Here is a 16,949-nt window from a genome sequence, read left to right as displayed (position 1 = left end):
GGTTCGAATCCTGCCGAGCGGGCCGCCCCGACGGGCGCGCAGCCGACTCCGCGACCGTTGGCCACTGCGAATCACCCGTCGGTGTCGTCGTCGCCGCTCCGCCCGGCCTCCGGTTCCCCGGTCAGCCGGGTCGCAAGGTGGTACGCGACGGTGACGTCCTGGTATTCCCGACCGGGGATGACCGGGTCCGGTAGGTGGGTCCGGTCGCTGTGGCTCGTCGACTCTTGCTGCCCGGTTCCGGGGAAGCGAACGACCGTCTGGGGTTCCTGGGTGAAGCGGAGCCGTTCGGCGTGGACCGTCGACCGGAACACGATGTCCCCCACCGGGCTCCCGGCTCCCGCTCCTCGCGTTCAGGGCGGCTCCTCCGGCTCCCTGGCGGTGCGTAGGCGACTGGATCTTGGCGGCAGCTTCCCGTCCTCTCCGCGCACCCGGCGCGTGCGGGCGCCGCCTTGACTCCGGTGGGCACGGGCCCGCTCTCCCTCCGCGCCCTTGCGCGCCGCGCGTGGCTCGTCCGGTTCGGTCCGATCCGCAGTGGCGTCGGCGGTCTCCGCGGCGTGCGCGACGGAGCCGCCGCCGTCGGCCCGTACCGCGTCACCCGCCGCTTCCGTCACACCCGCAACCGGTTCGGCCGCGCTCGCGGCGGTGCCGCCCACCGCCTCGCCGGCACTGCCGACGGTCCGGCTCGCCTCACGGCCGACATCCTCCACCGCGTGCCCGGCACCACCGCCCACGTCCTGAACGGCTCTCCCGGCGCCCTGACCGAGATCCCGCGCCACGGAGCCGGCGCCCTGCCCCACATCCTGCACGGCGGCCCCGGCGCCCTGCCCCACATCCTGCACGGCGGCCCCGGCGCCCCGGCCCACGTCCTGGACTGCGGTCCCCGCACCCTGGCCGACCTCCTGGACGGCCCTTCCGGCGCCCGTACCCAGCTCCCCCACGGCGTGACGTGCTCCGACGCCGACATCCTGCACGGCGGACCCGACACCACGCGCCAGCTCGTGAAGGATCTCCGGGTTGCGGTCGAGCGTGGTGAGCACTCGGTCGATGATCTGTGCGACGTGGTGGAGGCGCACCTTGAGCTGGGCCTGTGCCTCGACGCCCGAGATGCCCAGGTGCACGCGGCCGAGCGAGACGTCGGCGCCCACATTCAGTTTGAGCAGATCCAGCACCTCGGCCTGCAGCGAGACATGCGCCCTCAGATCCTCGACGTCGAGGTCGATCTCGTCGACCTTCAGGATCGGAACGTCGAGGAAGACGTCAGGGCTCGCACCGGCTGCGTCCTCCTCGTCGTAGGACGCCGGCTCCTCTTCGAACGATGCCGCCTCCTCGTCGTAAGCCTCGGGATCGGCGTACTCGTCACTGTCCTCGGCGTCGAGTTCGTCACCGTGTTCGTCGGCGTAGTCCTCGACGGAGCCCTCGTCGTTCTCGGCGTTGCCGCGCATCGCCACGCCTCCGCGGTTTTGGCATACGTTTCGACCATTTTCATCCATTGCGGTCATTGATGCGCGGTAGGTGCCGTCCGCCCAGACGAGGACGATGTCCGCCAGGCGTGCTTGTGTGGGATCGTCGGACTCCGCAGAGTTGGGCTGACGCGCAGGTCAGATCGGTTGGAGGACTGGCCCGGCAGGCACGCGGAGCGGCAAACGGGCGCCCCGAACGAGACGTGATGATGTCGCCGGACAGCTGACCGGACAGGACGCGGAGTCCCGGCAGCGCAGGGGCACCACATCGGCACGTTGAGCGTCGGCACGAAAGTCCTCGCCAACCAGTGTCCGGCGAAGCCTCCCTCGACTGGAAAAGAGTGCGCGTCGGCGCCTGATGGTCCCCGATACGCAATGCTCGGGTATGGCCCCTGACCCCAGCGCTGCCCCGTCGATGGCCACACACGTAAGTGCAGCGACCGACGGAACCACCAGAGTCTTCACGTGGGAGGAAGGTGCACGCATCGAGGTCCGCAACCTGGGCGCAGAGACCGTCATCGAGGCCAACGCTGCCGGGCTGAAGACCCTGGCCGGCCACCTCCTCACACTGGCCCGGGACGGCACACCTCATGGCGCTCATCTCCACCTGGAGGAGAACAACGGACTCGAAGAAGGCTCCGTAGGCTTGGTCTTGGAGAGGTGCGACGACGAATGAGACGTGCCGGACGCGTGCCAGATCGTGTGGGGAACAGCGGGGAGCCCATTGACCGCCCAGCATGCGTCTGCGTCCCCGTGTCGCAGGTCAGGTCCCAAGCGAGTCCTAGATGCCCTTAGCTTCCCAAGCTCAGGGCTCAGGCCACCGGAGCGAACGGATACGTTGCAGGGATGCCGACCGAGTCCGTACCAACCTGTCCCCAGTGCGGTGGCCCGTTGAAGGCCGGCGCGATGGCGCTTTGTCACCGCGAGGAGGACGACCGCCGCACCTGCCGTGTGGTCTGGGGCTGCTCCAACGAACACGTCTGGTGGAAGTGGGCCGACCGTCCGACCGCCGAGCTGGAACTCTGTCCCTATCCGGATCTGATGGACGGCTGACATCCAAGGCTGACATCAACCACGCCGAACGGGGGCGTACGCCAGCGACTCTGTCCGGTCGCAGCACCAGTCGTCGCCGCAGTCGAAACGGTCTCGGATCGAACTCCTAAAGCGGGTGTCGCAGTTCGAATCCTGCGGGGGGACCAGGTCAAAGACCCACCGCCTCCGGATTTTCCGGAGGTGGTGGGCCTTTGGCATGCACGTCTGACATCAACGAGGGCGGTCACTGACGACCGGGACGCCTCCGCAGGAGTCGGTCCATGTGGCTCATGGCCTCGCGCTGCGTGTCCTGCACAACGTGCGTGTAGACATCCATGGTGATGCTGATCTGCGAGTGACCGAGGGTGCCGTCCCGTGTCGGGCGTCGTGCAGTCGGATGACGCGGAGGCCGGCGGATTCGGCGACACGGGTGAAGGAGCGGTAGACGTTCCGACCACCACTTGGGAAGTGTCGGGAGTTCAAACGCGGGCGCGAGCCTTCAGGGAATCCTACGAATGATTCTTCTTCTCGACGTAGTAGGCGTAGGCATAGCCACCGCTCGTGTCGTCAGAGGTAACAGCCGAAAATATGACGGGACCCGACTCGGCTGTGTTGATGCTCCGTTGGAATATGGACCCGTCGCATACAGGGGTGCCCGATGTAGCGTCTTTGCCCGCAGTGGTGAGCGTCAGTTTCACCTTGTCCCCACCCGTACAAGTGAACGCGAATGTCACGCTCAGTACGTTGTCGGGCACGGATGTCAGCGTGTTCCCGAAGTTCCGCTCCAGCACGCCAGACCCGTCACTCAGCGACTCCATTTCGATGATGCCCTTCTCCAGCACTGACTTCGCCGCTTCCGCCCCGTCCGAAGCGGAGGTCTTGGAAGTCGAGGCCTTCGGAGGAGACGGCTCGCTGGAGCTGCAAGCCCCCACAGCGAGCGGCATGGAGATGCCCAGCCAAATGGAGAGATATCGCACGCGCCTGCCGTTGATCATCACGAGTTCTTTCGCCCGATCGAAACGTCGCCCTTCCTGGGCGCCTTGATGACGATGGTCTTCTTCTTAACGGTGCAAGGCGGAGCAATCCACGTCTTGGTGGCAGTGAGCTTCCATCCCTGCTGGCCGAGCACTGCCCGGTACGCCTTCGTTGTGGTGTTCTTGTCGGTGACGGTCTGCGTACCGGACCATGTCCACTTATTGCTGATCTTTGTATCGATAGAGGTCTTGGCCTTCGACAGGATGATCCCGGCCTCAGCTTCCGCACCGACGCCGATTTCCCAGGTGAATTCATAGCTGTCGGTCAAGGCCCAGGCCACGCTCTGACCGGGCAGCAGCCAGGTCGACTTCGGCGGCCTGCTGGCTATAAAGTACGGCGATCCCTTGACGGTGTACTTCGGCTTGTCGTTCACCTCAGGGCACGCGCTCGCGCTTCTGCCATCACTCGCCTTCTCGGTCTCCCCTTCGAAGGTGAACGTGACCTCGCCACCGAAACCGATGACACGCCCGTCGTTCAGGACAACCCCGTCGCCGTCAGCGGGAGTTATCTCATCCTCCCCGCTATCGGCGTGCGCGATAGTCGACATACCTAGCACCGCAACTACGGTGGCGGCGACGAGAATTCGTATCTTGCTGCGCACGAGTGCGCCCCCCTGTTTTGTGTGTTGCATCCAGCCAGGTTGGTCGCGTCCCGGCTGTGATCATCACCTCACCACACGTGAAGCAAGCGTCACAAGGGCATCAACGAAGACTTGAGGAGTATCTGAGCGAACTGGTCGGGCTAACAGGATTTGAACCTGTGGCCTGATGGTTACCGTGTCCTACGTGGTGAGGCGTGGTTGACCTCGGTATGGGGCGAGGTACGTGGAGTCGGATCGTTCCGGACGGGCTGTGGGAGATCGCCAAGCCGCTGATCCCTCCGTCGAGGGTGCGGTCGCAGGGCGGCGGAACACAGGACACGCCTGATGAGACACTGTTCGCGTCTATTGTCTATGTGCTGGTCAGCGGCTGTGCCTGGTGCCAACTGCCGCCTTGCTGCGGGATATCGAAGTCGACTGCACAGCCGGAGGGCGGCTGTGGTAGCCGGCCGGTCGTCGTACAGCCACCGACCTCAGCCGAAGCAGGCCCGGATCGAACTCCTAAAGCGGTGCTCCGATTGCTGGCAGGGCGTGCAGGGCCCCGGGTGCAGGCGCGACGAGCCAGGGACGAGCTGGTCAGGTGCTCCCCGTCAAGGATGCGACGCGCTTTTGTCTCGCGTCCCAGGCGCTCTCGCCTCCACCGTTGGCGATCCAGGATCGTGGCGGATCCTGTGGCGACCTCCCCCCGCACAGCTGGCATAGGTTGTGGACTATCCGTGGACTTAGCCCGCTAGGTCCACCACGACCGCGGGCGACCGCCAACAACCTTCGACGGCCGACTGACCAGCCCACCAGACCGCAATGACCCCGCAGCGAGAGTTCGGGACGAAGCAGTCACGGCGCCAAGGCCCACCTCTACGCTCCCGCCGCCGCAGCTTGCTCTTACGAAGGTCACTGAGCAGCGTTGCTGGGGCCTGGTGGTGGGTACCGTGGCATACGCGCCCGATCAGCCGACGCACCTGCCGTCGTAGCGGACTTTCGTCGGCTGAGGTCCAGGCACCCGGGGGCCTGGAGATCTCCCGGACGTTCCGAGGCGCAGGATGCGTGCCAGGTCGTGCGGGGAACCACGGGGAATGGCGAGACCAGGTCGCCGGCCAGTCCGGGCACCGTGATTGCTCCGCCGCAGCTCAGTCCACCGATCACCCCTGGAAGAGCCCAGCTTCACAAGCTGAGGACCCCGATACGTTCCATCAGGCCATCCATCCAACCCACCACCGCCACTGGGCTTCAACGGCGGCACACGTGCGCGGCTGTGAGCCTGCCGCCCCGTATCCTCAGTCAGCTTTGAGGCCACCGTGTGGGCTACTGGGGGAAGCAATGAAGTGGTTGATCGGTACTCGGATTCGGGTCCGGCGTGCTCGCCAACAGCGCTGGGATGCAGACATCATCCGCGCCCTCAGGATCCCCGTCCCAGGGCTCACGCAGGAACGGGCACGACAGCTGACCCAGCAGGGGAAGTGGCAGGAAGCGATCACCGAGATCAGGGAAGCGACAGGCTACGACCGCCGGGACGCCAGATGTGTCGTGCTCGCCCTGTCGTACGGATGTAAAATCCCCACCCCCTGCCGCCTTGCATGGACTCCGAGGCGCAAGAAGGTCTCTGACATCCACAGCTGACATCAACACAACGGCGGACGAAGACGGCCGTGAGCATCCGTGCCTGGCCACAACGTCGGCAGGAAACACCACCAAGCCCAACTCGCGACCGAACTCCTAACGCGGTGCTCACCCTCTACAGCGCTCAGGACGAGGGCGTGAAGCCAGCTGACTGGTCGAGGCGGAACGCGGGCCCGAAGCCGTCGGGGTTCAACCCTCAATCAGGGCAAGCCGAACAGCCGCGGCAACACCGGACGGCAGTAAAGGCTCAGCCGCGCGACCGAGCCAGCTGCTCGGATGAGGCTGGCTCGTGGTGACCACAAGCGTTATGCCGGGCCTCTTCGACCAAGGACAGGCGTCGGGTGTGACTACGAGGTACAGCAACCCGGCAACCGCCAGCCCAACACCGGCCTTCACGACTTTCCCCGCAGCCTGTATGACCTCCAATATCCGAGGTCATAGGGTGGACGGGTTCCGGAGCAGTCACGGCATGGGCGGCGGAGGTCGAAGATGGCGGTGCCCGAGCGAGGGCCGCGCGAGCGGATGGTCTTCAGCGCCGCGCAGCTGATCCGGCGCGACGGGGTCGCCTCCACCGGCATGCGCGAGGTCGCCGCCCACGCCGGCGCGCCGCGTGGATCGCTGCAGCACTACTTCCCCGGCGGCAAGGAACAGCTGGTCAACGAGGCGGTGGGCTGGGCCGGCCGGTACGCCGGCAATCGCGTGGCCCGCTTCCTGGCCGCGCTGCCCGAGCCGACGCCCGGCGGCCTGTTCGCCGAGATGGTGCGGCAGTGGACCGACGAATACGAGGCGGACGGCTTCGCCGGGGGCTGCCCGGTGGCAGCCGCCACGGTCGACCGGGCTCAGTCCGCCGACTCCACCCGCGAGGCGGCGGCCGCCGCGTTCGCCGCCTGGAGCGGGCCGGTGGCCCGAGCCCTGGCCGACATGGGTGTGTCCGAGGAGCGGGCCGGTGCGCTCGCCACGCTCATGATCAGCGCCTTGGAGGGGGCGATCCTGATCGCCCGTGCCGAACGCGACGTCCGCGCCCTGGCGACGGTGGCCCGGGAACTCGGCCCGCTGCTCGACGCCGCGGTGGGCGGCGACGCCGTGGGGGGAGGGGGCCCAGGGAAGGGCGCGGACGCCGGGGTGGGCAGGGAGGCCGTGAGGGGCGGGGACGCCGCGATCGGCGGGCGCGCCTGACCGCCCGCTCCCTGCCGGCCGTCCCCTGCCGACGCCCGACGCCCGACGACCGACTACCGACTACCGAAGCGTGGCCACGAACTTTCCCAGCCGGGAGAGCCCCTCGCGCAGCTCGTCGGCCGACGCCGCGTACGAGAGGCGGACGTGCGTCTGCGCCGAGTGGACGCCGAAATCCCTGCCCGGCGTCAGGGCGACATGCGCCTCCTGCAGCGCTCGTTCGCAGAACTGCCACGACGTGAGCCCGGTGTGACCGACGTCGAAATAGACGTAGAAGGCGCCGTCGGGTGGCACGGGCACCGGCAGACCGATCCGCGCCAGGCCGTCGAGGACCAGCGCACGACGCTCGGAGAACTCGACGCGCCGCGCCTCGCAGACCGCGAGGGACTCGGCGGTGAAGCAGGACAGGGCGGCATGCTGGGCCGGAGCGGACGCGCACAGGAAGTAGTTCTGCGCCAGGCGCTCCATGGCGGGCACGAGCCCCTCGGGCACGACACACCAGCCCAGCCGCCACCCCGTCATGCCGAAGTACTTCGAGAAGCTGTTGATGACGACGGCGCCGGGATCGAACGACAGCGCGCTGCGCGGGGGCCGGCCCCGGGCGTCGTGGTCGCTGAGGTCCAGATAGATCTCGTCGACGAGGCGCCACGCCCCGCGCTCGCGGGCGAAGTCGCAGATCGCCGCCAGTTCACCGGCCGGAACAGACGTGCCCGTGGGGTTCGACGGGGTGGCGACCATGACACCGCGGGTCCGGTCCGTCCAGCTCGACCGCACGCTCGAGGCGTCCAGCTGGAACCGGGTCTCGGCGGTGGTGGGAACCAGGGCGACCCGGGCGCCGAAGCTCTCGGCGATCTGCCGGTTGCAGGGGTACGACGGATCGCCGATGAGCACCTCGTCGCCGGGATCGACGAGCGCGGCCGCGGCCAGCACCAGCGCCGCCGAGGCGCCTGCGGTCACGACGACCCGGGCCGGATCGACCTCGACGTCGTGCTGTTCCCCGTAGAACCGCGCGATCGCCTGCCGCAGCGCGGGCAGGCCGAGAGCGGCGGTGTAGGCCATGGGCCGTCCGTCCATGGCCTCGCGCATCGCGCTCAGGACGGCCGGCGGCGCGCCGAAGTCGGGCTCGCCCAGACTGAGCTTGACGACGTGATGCCCCTGGGCCTCCAGCGCGGCGGCGTGCTTGCCGAACTCCATGGCGTAGAACGGTGCGACGGCCTGGGCGCGTTGCGAGATCCGCGGGGTGCTCATGACGCCACCTCCGGCCGGACGGCGTCGGCGGACGCCGGACCGGCTGCGGAAGCCGAACCGGGTGCGGAAGCCGAACCGGGTGCGGATGTCGGCCCGAACCGGGCCGCCGGAGCGCCGACGCCGTGCCCGGCCCACCCCTCGGGACTCGCCTGTTGCTGCTGCGTCCGGTCGTGCACGGTTCTCCTTGGGCTCGAGCGTGTGGCTCAGCCGATTATCGACCGTCCGCCCGGAGGCTCCGCCGCCGGGCCGGGCCGCCGGGCCCGACGGCGGCGGGACGAGGCCCGCCCGCCCTCACCGGGCCCGGCGGTCGCCCGTCTCAGGCTGCTCCAGATGGGAGGCCAGGACGGCGGCCTGGACCCGGCGCTGCACACCCAGCTTGGCCAGCAGACGGGAGATGTGGTTCTTGACGGTCTTCTCCGACAGGTAGAGCTTCTTGCCGATCTCGCGGTTGGTCAGGCCGTCGCCGATCAGCGCCAGGATCTCCCTCTCCCGCGGCGACAGGCTCGCCAGCTCGGACGGCACCGCAGGGCTCTCCGCGGGGTCCGCCCGCAGGGAGCGCATCAGGCGGGCCGTGGTCGCGGGATCGAGCATCGACTGGCCCGAGGCCACCGTGCGCACCGCCGAGACGAGGTCGGAGCCCTTGATCTGCTTGAGGACGTAACCCGAGGCGCCCGCCATGATCGCGTCCAGCAGGGCCTCCTCGTCGTCGAACGAGGTCAGCATCAGACAGGCCAGCCCGGGCATCTGGCTGCGCAGTTCGCGGCAGACGGAGATGCCGTCGCCGTCCGGCAGCCGCACGTCCAGGACGGCGACGTCCGGGCGCAGCGCGGGGCCTCGGGCGAGCGCGTGGTCGACGGTGCCGGCGTCGCCGACCACCGAGATGTCGGGTTCGGAGTCGAGCAGGTCGGCCAGCCCGCGGCGGACGACCTCGTGGTCGTCCAGCAGAAACACCCGGATCGGGTTCTGCTCGGTGAAGGTGCGTGGCTCCGGCATGATGACCCCTCGTTCTCCGGCGGAGGACAGACCGTGAGCTGTCCATGATGCCGATCCTCACGCGCGGAGACGATGTGCACTAGGGCCGTACGGCCCCACTCAGGCGGAGTCGACGCTCTCCGGGCCGGCGGTGGGCGGCCCCTTCCGGGCTTCGTGGCGGGTCAGGTCGAACTCCACGTCCACGACCCCCTCGACCGCGCGGACCAGCCGCGCCGCCACGGGCACCAGCGAGGTGTCCCGGACCCGGCCGGCGAGTGCGACGACGCCGTCGCGCACGTCCACCCGCACGTTGGCACCCGGTGGGGGGAACAGGTAGGACACGACCTCGCGCCGTACCTCCTCGGCGATCTCCTCGTCGGTGCGGAGGAAGACCTTGAGCAGGTCGGCCCGGCTGACGACGCCCTCCAGCAGTCCCACGGCGTCCACCACGGGGAGCCGCTTGACCTTAGCCCGGGCCATGGCCCGGGCGGCCTGGGCCAGCGTGGTGTCCGGGCGGACGGTGAGCGCGGGGGAGGTCATGAGTTCCTGTGCCGTCACGGCGCCGGCCTTCGCCAGGTCGGACAGCCGACGCAGTTGCGTGTACCGGTCCGGGTCGTTGTCGCGGAACTCCTCCTTGGGCAGCAGGTCCGCCTCGGAGACGACGCCGACGACACGCCCCTCGCCCTCGATGACGGGCAGGGCGCTGATCTTCCAGTCCTGCATCAGCCGCACCATCTCCTTGAACGTCGCCTCGCGTCCGACGGCGACGGCGGTGTGGGTCATGACATCGCTGACGATGTGCGGGGTGCCGTGCATGGCCACTCCTTCGGTAACCGTTCGGTTCCGGCCGGTCAGAGGACGCTGCCGGCGCCGTAGGGGGCGTACAGGTCGAGGAGGCGGGTTCGGGCCGAGCTCAGCCGGTGGGCGAGGACCTGGCCCACCCACTGGCCGACGTCACGGCCCAGGACCGGGTCGTCCTGGCACATGGACCGGACGGCCGCGGCGTCGAACTCGTAGGCCCGCACCGGCGTGGTCGCCTCGGCGCCCATCTGCCAGACGTGCGGGGGGAACAGCCAGGACCAGCCGACCAGCTCGTTGTGGCCGATGCTCTCCACGACGGCGGCCCTGCGGCCGGGCACGTGCATGTCGAGTTCGACCCGGCCGGTGCGGATGATCCAGAAGCGGTCGGCGCGTCCGCCCTCTTCGAACAGACGCGTTCCCTGGGGGACGGAGACCTCCCGGGCGAAGCGCATCAGCCGCTCACGGTGTTCTCGGGAGAGCGAGCGCAGCATGCTGGGCGTGGAGGTGGCGTGCATGACATGCCTCCCTGGCGGGGTTGAGGAGTTCCAAGGTCAGCGTGTGCCCTGCCCGCGACGAGGACCATGGGCCATCCGGTCCTGTGCCGGCCCGTTCGGCACCGGCCGGGCGGCCGGTCGCGGCGCACCGCACGAAGGCGGCGGAGCGGCCCGCGCACCGCCACTTCGCCCGCTCGTACGACCCGTACGACCCGTACGACCCGTACGAGAAGTCTGGGCCGGACGGGCCGTGCGGACCGGGACCTTCGGCACCTCCGTGGGCCCCGGGTGGCCGCTCCCGCCGGTCCGGCCGGCGCACGAGCATCGTTCACGAACCGGCCCATCCGCGGCGGCATCGGGCGGCGGCATCCGGCGGCGGCTTCGCGGCGACCGGCCGAGGGCGCCGACACCTCGACCGGGCCCGAGAGCCGGCCGTGCACCGCCGAACCCGTACTCGCCGCCGCTGTCGCCCTCGTCGCACCCGTCGCACTTCGGAGGACTGAAGCCATGCGTATCGTCGTCGCCCTCGGCGGCAACGCCCTGCTCCACCGTGGCGAACGCCCCGACGCCGCCGTCCAGCAGGCCAACATCGACCGGGTCGCCACCGCCCTCGCCGCCCTGGCCCACGAGCACGAGCTCGTGATCACCCATGGCAACGGCCCGCAGATCGGCCTGCTCGCGGCGGAGAGCGCGGCCGACCCCGCTCTCACCGCCCCCTACCCCCTCCACCTGCTGGGCGCCCAGACCCAGGGGATGATCGGCTCCCTGCTGGCGTGCACCCTGCGCAACGCCCTCCCCGGGCACCACATCGTCACTCTGGTCACCCACACCCTCGTGCGGGCCGACGACCCGGCGTTCGCCCGGCCGGCGAAGTTCGTCGGCCAGGTCTACCCCCGGGAGGTGGCTGGGGCCCTCGCCCGCAGGCGCGGCTGGCACATCGCGCAGGACGCCACCGGCTGGCGGCGCGTCGTGCCCTCCCCGGCCCCCGTACGGGTCGTGGAGACCGACACCGTCCACGAACTGCTGAACAGCGGCACCCTCGTGATCTGCGGCGGCGGAGGCGTCCCCGTCACCGCGGACGACGACACCGGCGCGCTGACCGGCACGGAGGCCGTCGTCGACAAGGACCTCACCGCCGCCCTGCTCGCGGAGGACCTGAAGGCCGACTTCCTGCTGATCCTCACCGACGTGCCGTGCGTGTACGAGGGCTACGGCACCCCCGCCCAGCAGCCCGTCCTCGACGCCACCCCGGCGGAGCTGCGCCGCGCGGGCTTCCCGGAGGGCTCCATGGGTCCCAAGGCGGAGGCCGCCGCCCGTTTCGTCGAGCGCACCGGCGGACTCGCCGCCATCGGAGCCCTGGACGCGGCGTACGCGATCGTGCACGGCCGGTCGGGCACCCTGATCCGCCCCGACCTCGTGGCCGGCTGAACGGCGGGCGCCGACCGGGGCCGTTGGGCCCCACGGGGCAGGGGGCCGGACGGCCCGGCCGCGGACGCTGTCCGGCACTCCCCGTGACGATCACGGACGACGAGCATCGAAGTGCAGAAGAAGAACCGAGGAGAGGAACGGCGATGACCGCAACCGTGACAGCAGGCGACCGCGTCACCGCGGCCCGGCGGGGCTTCGCCGGCGCCCGCTGGCGCGAGCTGATCGACGTACGCGACTTCATCCAGGCCAACTACACCCCGTACGAGGGCGACGCGTCCTTCCTGACCGGTTCCACGGACCGCACCCGGACCGTCTGGGAGAAGGTCAGCTCGCTGTTCCCGCAGGAGCGCGCCCGGGGCGTCCTCGACGTGGACGTCACGACCCCCTCGACGATCACCTCGCACGCCCCCGGCTACATCGACCGGGACCGCGAACTGATCGTCGGCCTGCAGACCGACGCCCCGCTCAAGCGCGCGATCATGCCCAACGGCGGTCTGCGCATGGTGGAGAACGGCCTGAAAGCCTACGGATACGAGCCGGACCCGTTCGTCACCAGGGTCTTCGGGACCTACCGCAAGACCCACAACGACGGTGTCTTCGACGCCTACACGCCCGAGATGCGCACGGCACGCAAGGTCGGCATCATCACCGGCCTCCCCGACGCCTACGGGCGCGGCCGGATCATCGGCGACTACCGGCGCGTCGCCCTGTACGGCACCGACCGGCTGATCGGGGCCAAGCGGGCCGAGAGGGCCCTGCTGGACGCCGAGCCGTCGACCGAGCACGTCATCCGCGACCGCGAGGAACTCGCCGAACAGATCAAGGCCCTGGAGGAGCTGACCCGCATGGCGGCCTCCTACGGCTGCGACGTCTCGCGCCCCGCGGTCACCGCGCGGGAGGCCGTGCAGTGGCTGTACCTCGGCTACCTCGCCGCCGTGAAGGAGCAGAACGGCGCCGCGATGTCGCTGGGCCGCACCTCGACGTTCCTCGACGTCTACCTCCAGCGCGACCTGGACGACGGCGTCATCGACGAGTCCCGCGCCCAGGAGCTGATCGACGACTTCGTGATCAAACTGAGGATCGTCCGCTTCCTGCGCACCCCCGAGTACGACGCCCTGTTCTCCGGCGACCCGACCTGGGTGACCGAGTCCCTCGGCGGCCTCGGCGACGACGGCCGCACCCTGGTCACGCGCACCTCCTTCCGGTTCCTGCAGACCCTCTACAACCTCGGCCCCGCCCCCGAACCCAACCTCACCGTGCTCTGGTCGCCGCGACTGCCCGCCGGCTTCAAGGAGTTCTGCGCCCAGGTGTCCATCGACACCAGCGCTCTCCAGTACGAGTCCGACGACCTGATCCGGCCCCGCAACGGCGACGACACCGCGATCGCCTGCTGCGTCTCCGCCATGGCGGTGGGCAAGGAGATGCAGTTCTTCGGGGCGCGCGTCAATCTCGCCAAGGCGCTGCTCTACGCGGTCAACGGCGGGCGCGACGAGATGACCGGCGAGCAGGTCACTCCCGAGGCGCCCCCGCTGACCGGCGAGTACCTCGACTACGACGAGCTGTCGGCGGCCTACGACCGCGTCCTGGACTGGCTGGCGCGGACGTACGTCAACACCCTCAACGTCATCCACTACATGCACGACAAGTACGCCTACGAGCGCCTGGAGATGGCGCTGCACGACCACCCCGTGCACCGCTTCATGGCCTGCGGCGTCGCCGGGCTCTCGGTCGCCGCCGACAGCCTGTCCGCGGTGAAGTACGCCCGGGTCAGGGTCGTCCGGGACGCCACCGGGCTTGCCGTCGACTTCCTGACCGAGGGCGAGTTCCCGGCGTACGGCAACAACGACGACCGCGCCGACGCCCTCGCCGTCGCCCTGGTGGAGTCCTTCATGGCGAAGGTCCGCAGGCACCCCGCCCACCGCGACGCCGAACACACCCAGTCGGTGCTGACCATCACCTCGAACGTCGTCTACGGCAAGCACACCGGCAACACCCCCGACGGGCGCCGCGCCGGACAGCCCTTCGCGCCCGGCGCCAACCCGATGAACGGCCGTGACCGCCACGGCGTGGCCGCCTCCGCGCTCTCGGTCGCGAAACTGCCCTACGAGCAGGCCCGCGACGGCATCTCGCTGACCACGACCATCGCCCCGGAAGGGCTGGGCCACGTCCCCGGCGAACGCGCCGGACACCTGGTGGGCATCCTCGACGCCTACATGTCCGCCGGCGGTTTCCACATGAACGTCAACGTGCTGAACCGGGAGGTGCTGGAGGACGCGATGGAGCACCCCGAGAAGTACCCGGAGCTCACGATCAGGGTCTCCGGCTACGCGGTCAACTTCGTCCGCCTGACGCGTGAGCAGCAGCTCGACGTGATCAGCCGCACCTTCCACGGGTCGTTGTGAAGGCGACGACGCTGACGGCTCCGACCGGCCGGATCCACTCCTGGGACCTGTCCACCGGCGTGGACGGTCCCGGGACCCGGTTCGTCCTCTTCCTCAGCGGCTGCCCGCTGCGCTGCCTGTACTGCGCCAACCCCGACACCTGGCACATGCGCGACGGACGGGAGGTCACGGTCGACGAGGTGATGGCGGAGATCGAGAAGTACCGGGACTTCGTCACCACCGCCGGGGGAGGGGTCACGCTCACCGGAGGCGAGGCGCTGCTCCAGCCCGCCTTCACCGCCGCCGTGCTGCGCCGCTGCAAGGAGGCCGGGCTGCACACCGCCCTGGACACGTCCGGCTTCCTCGGCGCGCGCGCCACCGACGAACTCCTCGCCGACACCGACCTGGTCCTGCTCGACATCAAGTCCTTCGACATCGGCGCCTACCGGAAGCTGACCGGCGGCCGCCTCGCGCCCACCCTCGGCTTCGCGACCCGTCTCGACCGCCTCGGCGTACGGATGTGGATCCGCTATGTGCTGGTCCCCGGTCTGACCGACGATCCGCGGTCGGTGGACGGCCTCGCCCGGTTCGTCGCGGGCCTCGACGCGGTCGAGCGCGTCGACGTACTGCCCTTCCACAAGCTCGGCGCTCCCAAGTACGACGCCCTGGGCATCCCCTTCCCGCTGCGCGACACCCCGGTACCCGGCCCGGAACTCACCGAGAGCGTCCGCGAGCGCTTCAGGAAGCAGGGCGTGGCCGCCTACTGACGTGCGAGCCATGCGCGATAGGCGGCCACGGCCGTCGGGAGCGTCGGGAACATCCGGTCCTCGCCGACCGTGTCCGTCAGGCCGTACGCCCTCAGGTCGTCCAGCAGGTCCTGCTTCACCCGGGCGAGGGCGAACACCACGCCGCGCCGGTCCAGTTCGCGGCGCAGTTCGTCGACCGCGTCGAGGGCGGTGATGTCGACCTCGACGTTGGCCTCGGCGTTGAGGACGAACCAGCGGACCGGGTCGCGCTGTTCGTCCACCGCGGCCAGCGCGCGACGCCTGAAGTCCTCGGCGTTGGCGAAGAACAGGGGCGAGTCGTAGCGGTAGACGAGCAGCCCTGGGATGGTGCGGGCCTGCGGGTAGTCGTCGACGTCGTGCATGCCGGCCACACCGGGCACCACGCCCTCGACCGCGTCGTGCGGACGCGCCACCCGTGTCAGCAGCTCGGCCACCGACAGGCCGACGGCCACGATCACCCCGTACAGGATGTCCAGGGCGAGCACCCCGACCAGGCAGCCGAGCGCCAGGAGCAGTTCCCGGCGGCGGAACGAGGCCAGCCGGCGAAAGCCCGCGAGGTCGATCATGCGGACCGCGGCGTAGACGACGAGCGCGCCCAGCACGGCGGACGGCGTGCGCGTGAGCAGCGGGCTGAGGAACAGCAGCACGGCGAGCACCACCGCGCCGGCCACCAGTGAGTACGCCTGGCTGCGCGCGCCCGTCGAGGACGCCAGGGCGGTGCGGCTGGCGCTGCTGCTCACAGGGAAGCCGTGCAGCGCCCCGGCGCCCAGGTTGGCCGCGCCCAGGGCGAGGAACTCCTGGTCGGCGTCGAGACCGGGGCCTTCGTCGTCGCGGTCGGCGAACGCCCGCGCGGTGAGAATGAAGTCGGTGTAGCCGACCAGCAGCACGCCGAGCGCCGGCAGCACGAGGTGCGGCAGTTCGCCCAGGTCCGGGACGCCGAGGCCCGGCAGACCGGACGGGACCTCGCCGATCACCTTCAGCCCGAACCGCCCGTCGAGGTCGAGGACCACGACGGCGGCGGTGCCCAGGACGAAGGCGATCAACGGGCCGGGCACCGCGCGGGCGTAACGGGCGGTCACGAAGAGGAACGCGAGGACGACGGCCGAGAACACGACGGTCGCCGGGTCCGCCTCGGGCAGGCGGGAGAAGAACGACCACAGCTGGACGAAGAACTCCGTGCCGGTCGTGTCCACACCGGTGAGCTTCGGCAGCTGGTCGACCATCATGATGAGGGCCACGCCCGCGAGATAGCCGATCAGCACGGGGCGCGAGAGCAGGCCCGCGAGGAAGCCCAGCCGCACCGCGCGAGCGGCCAGGCAGAGCAGTCCGACCGTCACCGCGAGCGCCGCCGCCAGCGAGGCGTAACGCCCGGCGTCACCGGCGGCGAGCGGTGCGACCACGGCGGCCGTCATCAACGCGGTCGTGGACTCGGGGCCCACCGACAGCAGCCGCGACGAGCCGAACAGGGCGTACATCGCGAGGGCGGGGAGGATCGCCCACAGACCGGTGACCGGCGGCAGCCCGGCCACCTGCGCGTAGGCCATGACCTGGGGCACCAGGTAGGCGGCCACGGTCACCCCGGCGAGCAGGTCGCCCCTGAGCCACGCGCGCCGGTAGCCGAGGAGCGCCGCGAGACCGGGTGTCAGCCGGCACCACCGCGGGACGTGTCTGTCCGAGCCCTGGGACATGTGCCGCCTTCCGTCGTCTGCCCTCATGATCCACCGATCGCGGGAGCCACGGCCACAGGCCCTCGCCACGGCACGCCGCGCCCGGCCCAACGACCCCTGAGAACAGGGACGTTCGGCCCCGGGCCGCGGACCTTCGGCATCCGTCCCGCTGCCGTGCGGGCGGCCAGAGTGAGTGGCGTCAAGGAACCGGCCCGACCGCCTGCGAAGAAGAAGAGAACAGGGGGTCGGTCGGTCCCG

Annotated in this window: 15 protein-coding genes and 2 pseudogenes; 7 read left to right on the top strand and 10 right to left on the bottom strand. The window is 70.0% G+C overall.

Annotated features, from left to right (window positions below):
- Positions 1-71 precede the first annotated feature (71 nt).
- Together ACZ7DE_RS30835 and ACZ7DE_RS30830 are read right to left on the bottom strand one after the other, a co-directional pair.
- On the bottom strand, positions 72-323 hold the full coding sequence (locus tag ACZ7DE_RS30835; RefSeq protein ID WP_470766891.1) for a hypothetical protein: 252 nt from the start codon (positions 321-323) through the stop codon (positions 72-74).
- Positions 324-350: 27 nt separating this feature from the next.
- Positions 351-1,442 (bottom strand): hypothetical protein, encoded by a 1,092-nt coding sequence (locus ACZ7DE_RS30830; RefSeq protein WP_470766889.1) that lies wholly within the window; start codon positions 1,440-1,442, stop codon positions 351-353.
- A 433-nt stretch (positions 1,443-1,875) separates the two neighbouring features.
- Between ACZ7DE_RS30830 and ACZ7DE_RS30825 the strand changes: the two genes are divergently transcribed.
- Together ACZ7DE_RS30825 and ACZ7DE_RS30820 are read left to right on the top strand one after the other, a co-directional pair.
- The gene (locus ACZ7DE_RS30825; protein ID WP_470766887.1) at positions 1,876-2,136 is read left to right on the top strand and encodes an Imm32 family immunity protein; all 261 of its coding nucleotides are present in this window, start codon (positions 1,876-1,878) and stop codon (positions 2,134-2,136) included.
- A 230-nt stretch (positions 2,137-2,366) separates the two neighbouring features.
- Positions 2,367-2,513, top strand: a complete 147-nt coding sequence (locus tag ACZ7DE_RS30820) for a hypothetical protein (protein WP_470766885.1) — start codon at positions 2,367-2,369, stop codon at positions 2,511-2,513.
- Between the two features lie 223 nt (positions 2,514-2,736).
- Here the strand turns inward: ACZ7DE_RS30820 and ACZ7DE_RS30815 are convergent.
- From ACZ7DE_RS30815 to ACZ7DE_RS30805, 3 genes and pseudogenes are all read right to left on the bottom strand, one after another.
- A pseudogene (locus ACZ7DE_RS30815) lies at positions 2,737-2,945 on the bottom strand (site-specific integrase); the annotation flags it as partial.
- A 56-nt stretch (positions 2,946-3,001) separates the two neighbouring features.
- Positions 3,002-3,487 (bottom strand): hypothetical protein, encoded by a 486-nt coding sequence (locus ACZ7DE_RS30810; protein ID WP_470766883.1) that lies wholly within the window; start codon positions 3,485-3,487, stop codon positions 3,002-3,004.
- The gene (locus tag ACZ7DE_RS30805; protein WP_470766881.1) at positions 3,487-4,128 is read right to left on the bottom strand and encodes a hypothetical protein; all 642 of its coding nucleotides are present in this window, start codon (positions 4,126-4,128) and stop codon (positions 3,487-3,489) included. Before ACZ7DE_RS30805 ends, ACZ7DE_RS30810 begins: the two co-directional genes overlap by 1 nt.
- Before the next feature lie 209 nt (positions 4,129-4,337).
- Between ACZ7DE_RS30805 and ACZ7DE_RS30800 the strand changes: the two are divergent.
- Positions 4,338-4,547 (top strand): annotated as a pseudogene (locus tag ACZ7DE_RS30800) (transposase); the annotation flags it as partial.
- A 1,684-nt stretch (positions 4,548-6,231) separates the two neighbouring features.
- Entirely contained in the window at positions 6,232-6,918 is a 687-nt protein-coding gene (locus ACZ7DE_RS30795; RefSeq protein WP_470766879.1) for a TetR/AcrR family transcriptional regulator, read from the top strand.
- Between the two features lie 60 nt (positions 6,919-6,978).
- Here the strand turns inward: ACZ7DE_RS30795 and ACZ7DE_RS30790 are convergent, their stop codons facing one another.
- The 4 genes from ACZ7DE_RS30790 to ACZ7DE_RS30775 form a co-directional block, all read right to left on the bottom strand.
- Positions 6,979-8,163, bottom strand: coding sequence for a pyridoxal phosphate-dependent aminotransferase (locus tag ACZ7DE_RS30790; RefSeq protein WP_470766877.1), 1,185 nt, complete (start codon positions 8,161-8,163; stop codon positions 6,979-6,981).
- A gap of 291 nt (positions 8,164-8,454) precedes the next feature.
- Positions 8,455-9,156, bottom strand: a complete 702-nt coding sequence (locus tag ACZ7DE_RS30785; protein ID WP_470766875.1) for a response regulator — start codon at positions 9,154-9,156, stop codon at positions 8,455-8,457.
- A gap of 99 nt (positions 9,157-9,255) precedes the next feature.
- Positions 9,256-9,951 (bottom strand): CBS domain-containing protein, encoded by a 696-nt coding sequence (locus ACZ7DE_RS30780; RefSeq protein ID WP_470766873.1) that lies wholly within the window; start codon positions 9,949-9,951, stop codon positions 9,256-9,258.
- 35 nt (positions 9,952-9,986) lie between these two features.
- Complete coding sequence (locus tag ACZ7DE_RS30775; RefSeq protein WP_470766871.1) at positions 9,987-10,451, bottom strand: cyclic nucleotide-binding domain-containing protein; 465 nt, start codon at positions 10,449-10,451, stop codon at positions 9,987-9,989.
- 486 nt (positions 10,452-10,937) lie between these two features.
- On the opposite strand from ACZ7DE_RS30775, the gene ACZ7DE_RS30770 reads away from it, so the two are divergent.
- The 3 genes from ACZ7DE_RS30770 to pflA all read left to right on the top strand — a co-directional run bounded on the left by ACZ7DE_RS30770 (position 10,938) and on the right by pflA (position 15,006).
- Positions 10,938-11,858, top strand: a complete 921-nt coding sequence (locus tag ACZ7DE_RS30770) for a carbamate kinase (RefSeq protein WP_470766869.1) — start codon at positions 10,938-10,940, stop codon at positions 11,856-11,858.
- A 143-nt stretch (positions 11,859-12,001) separates the two neighbouring features.
- Complete coding sequence (gene pflB / locus ACZ7DE_RS30765) at positions 12,002-14,260, top strand: formate C-acetyltransferase (protein ID WP_470766867.1); 2,259 nt, start codon at positions 12,002-12,004, stop codon at positions 14,258-14,260.
- Entirely contained in the window at positions 14,257-15,006 is a 750-nt protein-coding gene (gene pflA, locus ACZ7DE_RS30760) for a pyruvate formate-lyase-activating protein (protein WP_470766863.1), read from the top strand. The genes pflB and pflA overlap by 4 nt, the downstream gene beginning before the upstream one ends.
- Here the strand turns inward: pflA and ACZ7DE_RS30755 are convergent.
- Positions 15,000-16,712 carry a SulP family inorganic anion transporter gene (locus tag ACZ7DE_RS30755; protein WP_470766861.1) on the bottom strand — a complete coding sequence of 571 codons (1,713 nt, stop codon included), beginning with the start codon at positions 16,710-16,712 and terminating at the stop codon, positions 15,000-15,002. The genes pflA and ACZ7DE_RS30755 overlap by 7 nt on opposite strands.
- Positions 16,713-16,949: the final 237 nt, after the last annotated feature.

The sequence above is a fragment of the Streptomyces sp. NPDC037083 genome, from assembly GCF_055606485.1.
The sequence above is the reverse complement of the archived record's forward strand: the minus strand, read 5'-3'. Positions and strand labels throughout refer to the sequence as shown.

Bases quoted from the DNA above. Each gene is read 5' to 3' on its own strand.
- ACZ7DE_RS30830 (WP_470766889.1), bottom strand. From the start codon at position 1,442: ATGCGCGGCAACGCCGAGAACGACGAGGGCTCCGTCGAGGACTACGCC.
- ACZ7DE_RS30825 (WP_470766887.1), top strand. From the start codon at position 1,876: ATGGCCACACACGTAAGTGCAGCGACCGACGGAACCACCAGAGTCTTC.
- ACZ7DE_RS30820 (WP_470766885.1), top strand. From the start codon at position 2,367: ATGGCGCTTTGTCACCGCGAGGAGGACGACCGCCGCACCTGCCGTGTG.
- ACZ7DE_RS30810 (WP_470766883.1), bottom strand. From the start codon at position 3,487: ATGATCAACGGCAGGCGCGTGCGATATCTCTCCATTTGGCTGGGCATC.
- ACZ7DE_RS30795 (WP_470766879.1), top strand. From the start codon at position 6,232: ATGGCGGTGCCCGAGCGAGGGCCGCGCGAGCGGATGGTCTTCAGCGCC.
- ACZ7DE_RS30790 (WP_470766877.1), bottom strand. From the start codon at position 8,163: ATGAGCACCCCGCGGATCTCGCAACGCGCCCAGGCCGTCGCACCGTTC.
- ACZ7DE_RS30785 (WP_470766875.1), bottom strand. From the start codon at position 9,156: ATGCCGGAGCCACGCACCTTCACCGAGCAGAACCCGATCCGGGTGTTT.
- ACZ7DE_RS30780 (WP_470766873.1), bottom strand. From the start codon at position 9,951: ATGCACGGCACCCCGCACATCGTCAGCGATGTCATGACCCACACCGCC.
- ACZ7DE_RS30775 (WP_470766871.1), bottom strand. From the start codon at position 10,451: ATGCACGCCACCTCCACGCCCAGCATGCTGCGCTCGCTCTCCCGAGAA.
- ACZ7DE_RS30770 (WP_470766869.1), top strand. From the start codon at position 10,938: ATGCGTATCGTCGTCGCCCTCGGCGGCAACGCCCTGCTCCACCGTGGC.
- pflB (WP_470766867.1), top strand. From the start codon at position 12,002: ATGACCGCAACCGTGACAGCAGGCGACCGCGTCACCGCGGCCCGGCGG.
- ACZ7DE_RS30755 (WP_470766861.1), bottom strand. From the start codon at position 16,712: ATGTCCCAGGGCTCGGACAGACACGTCCCGCGGTGGTGCCGGCTGACA.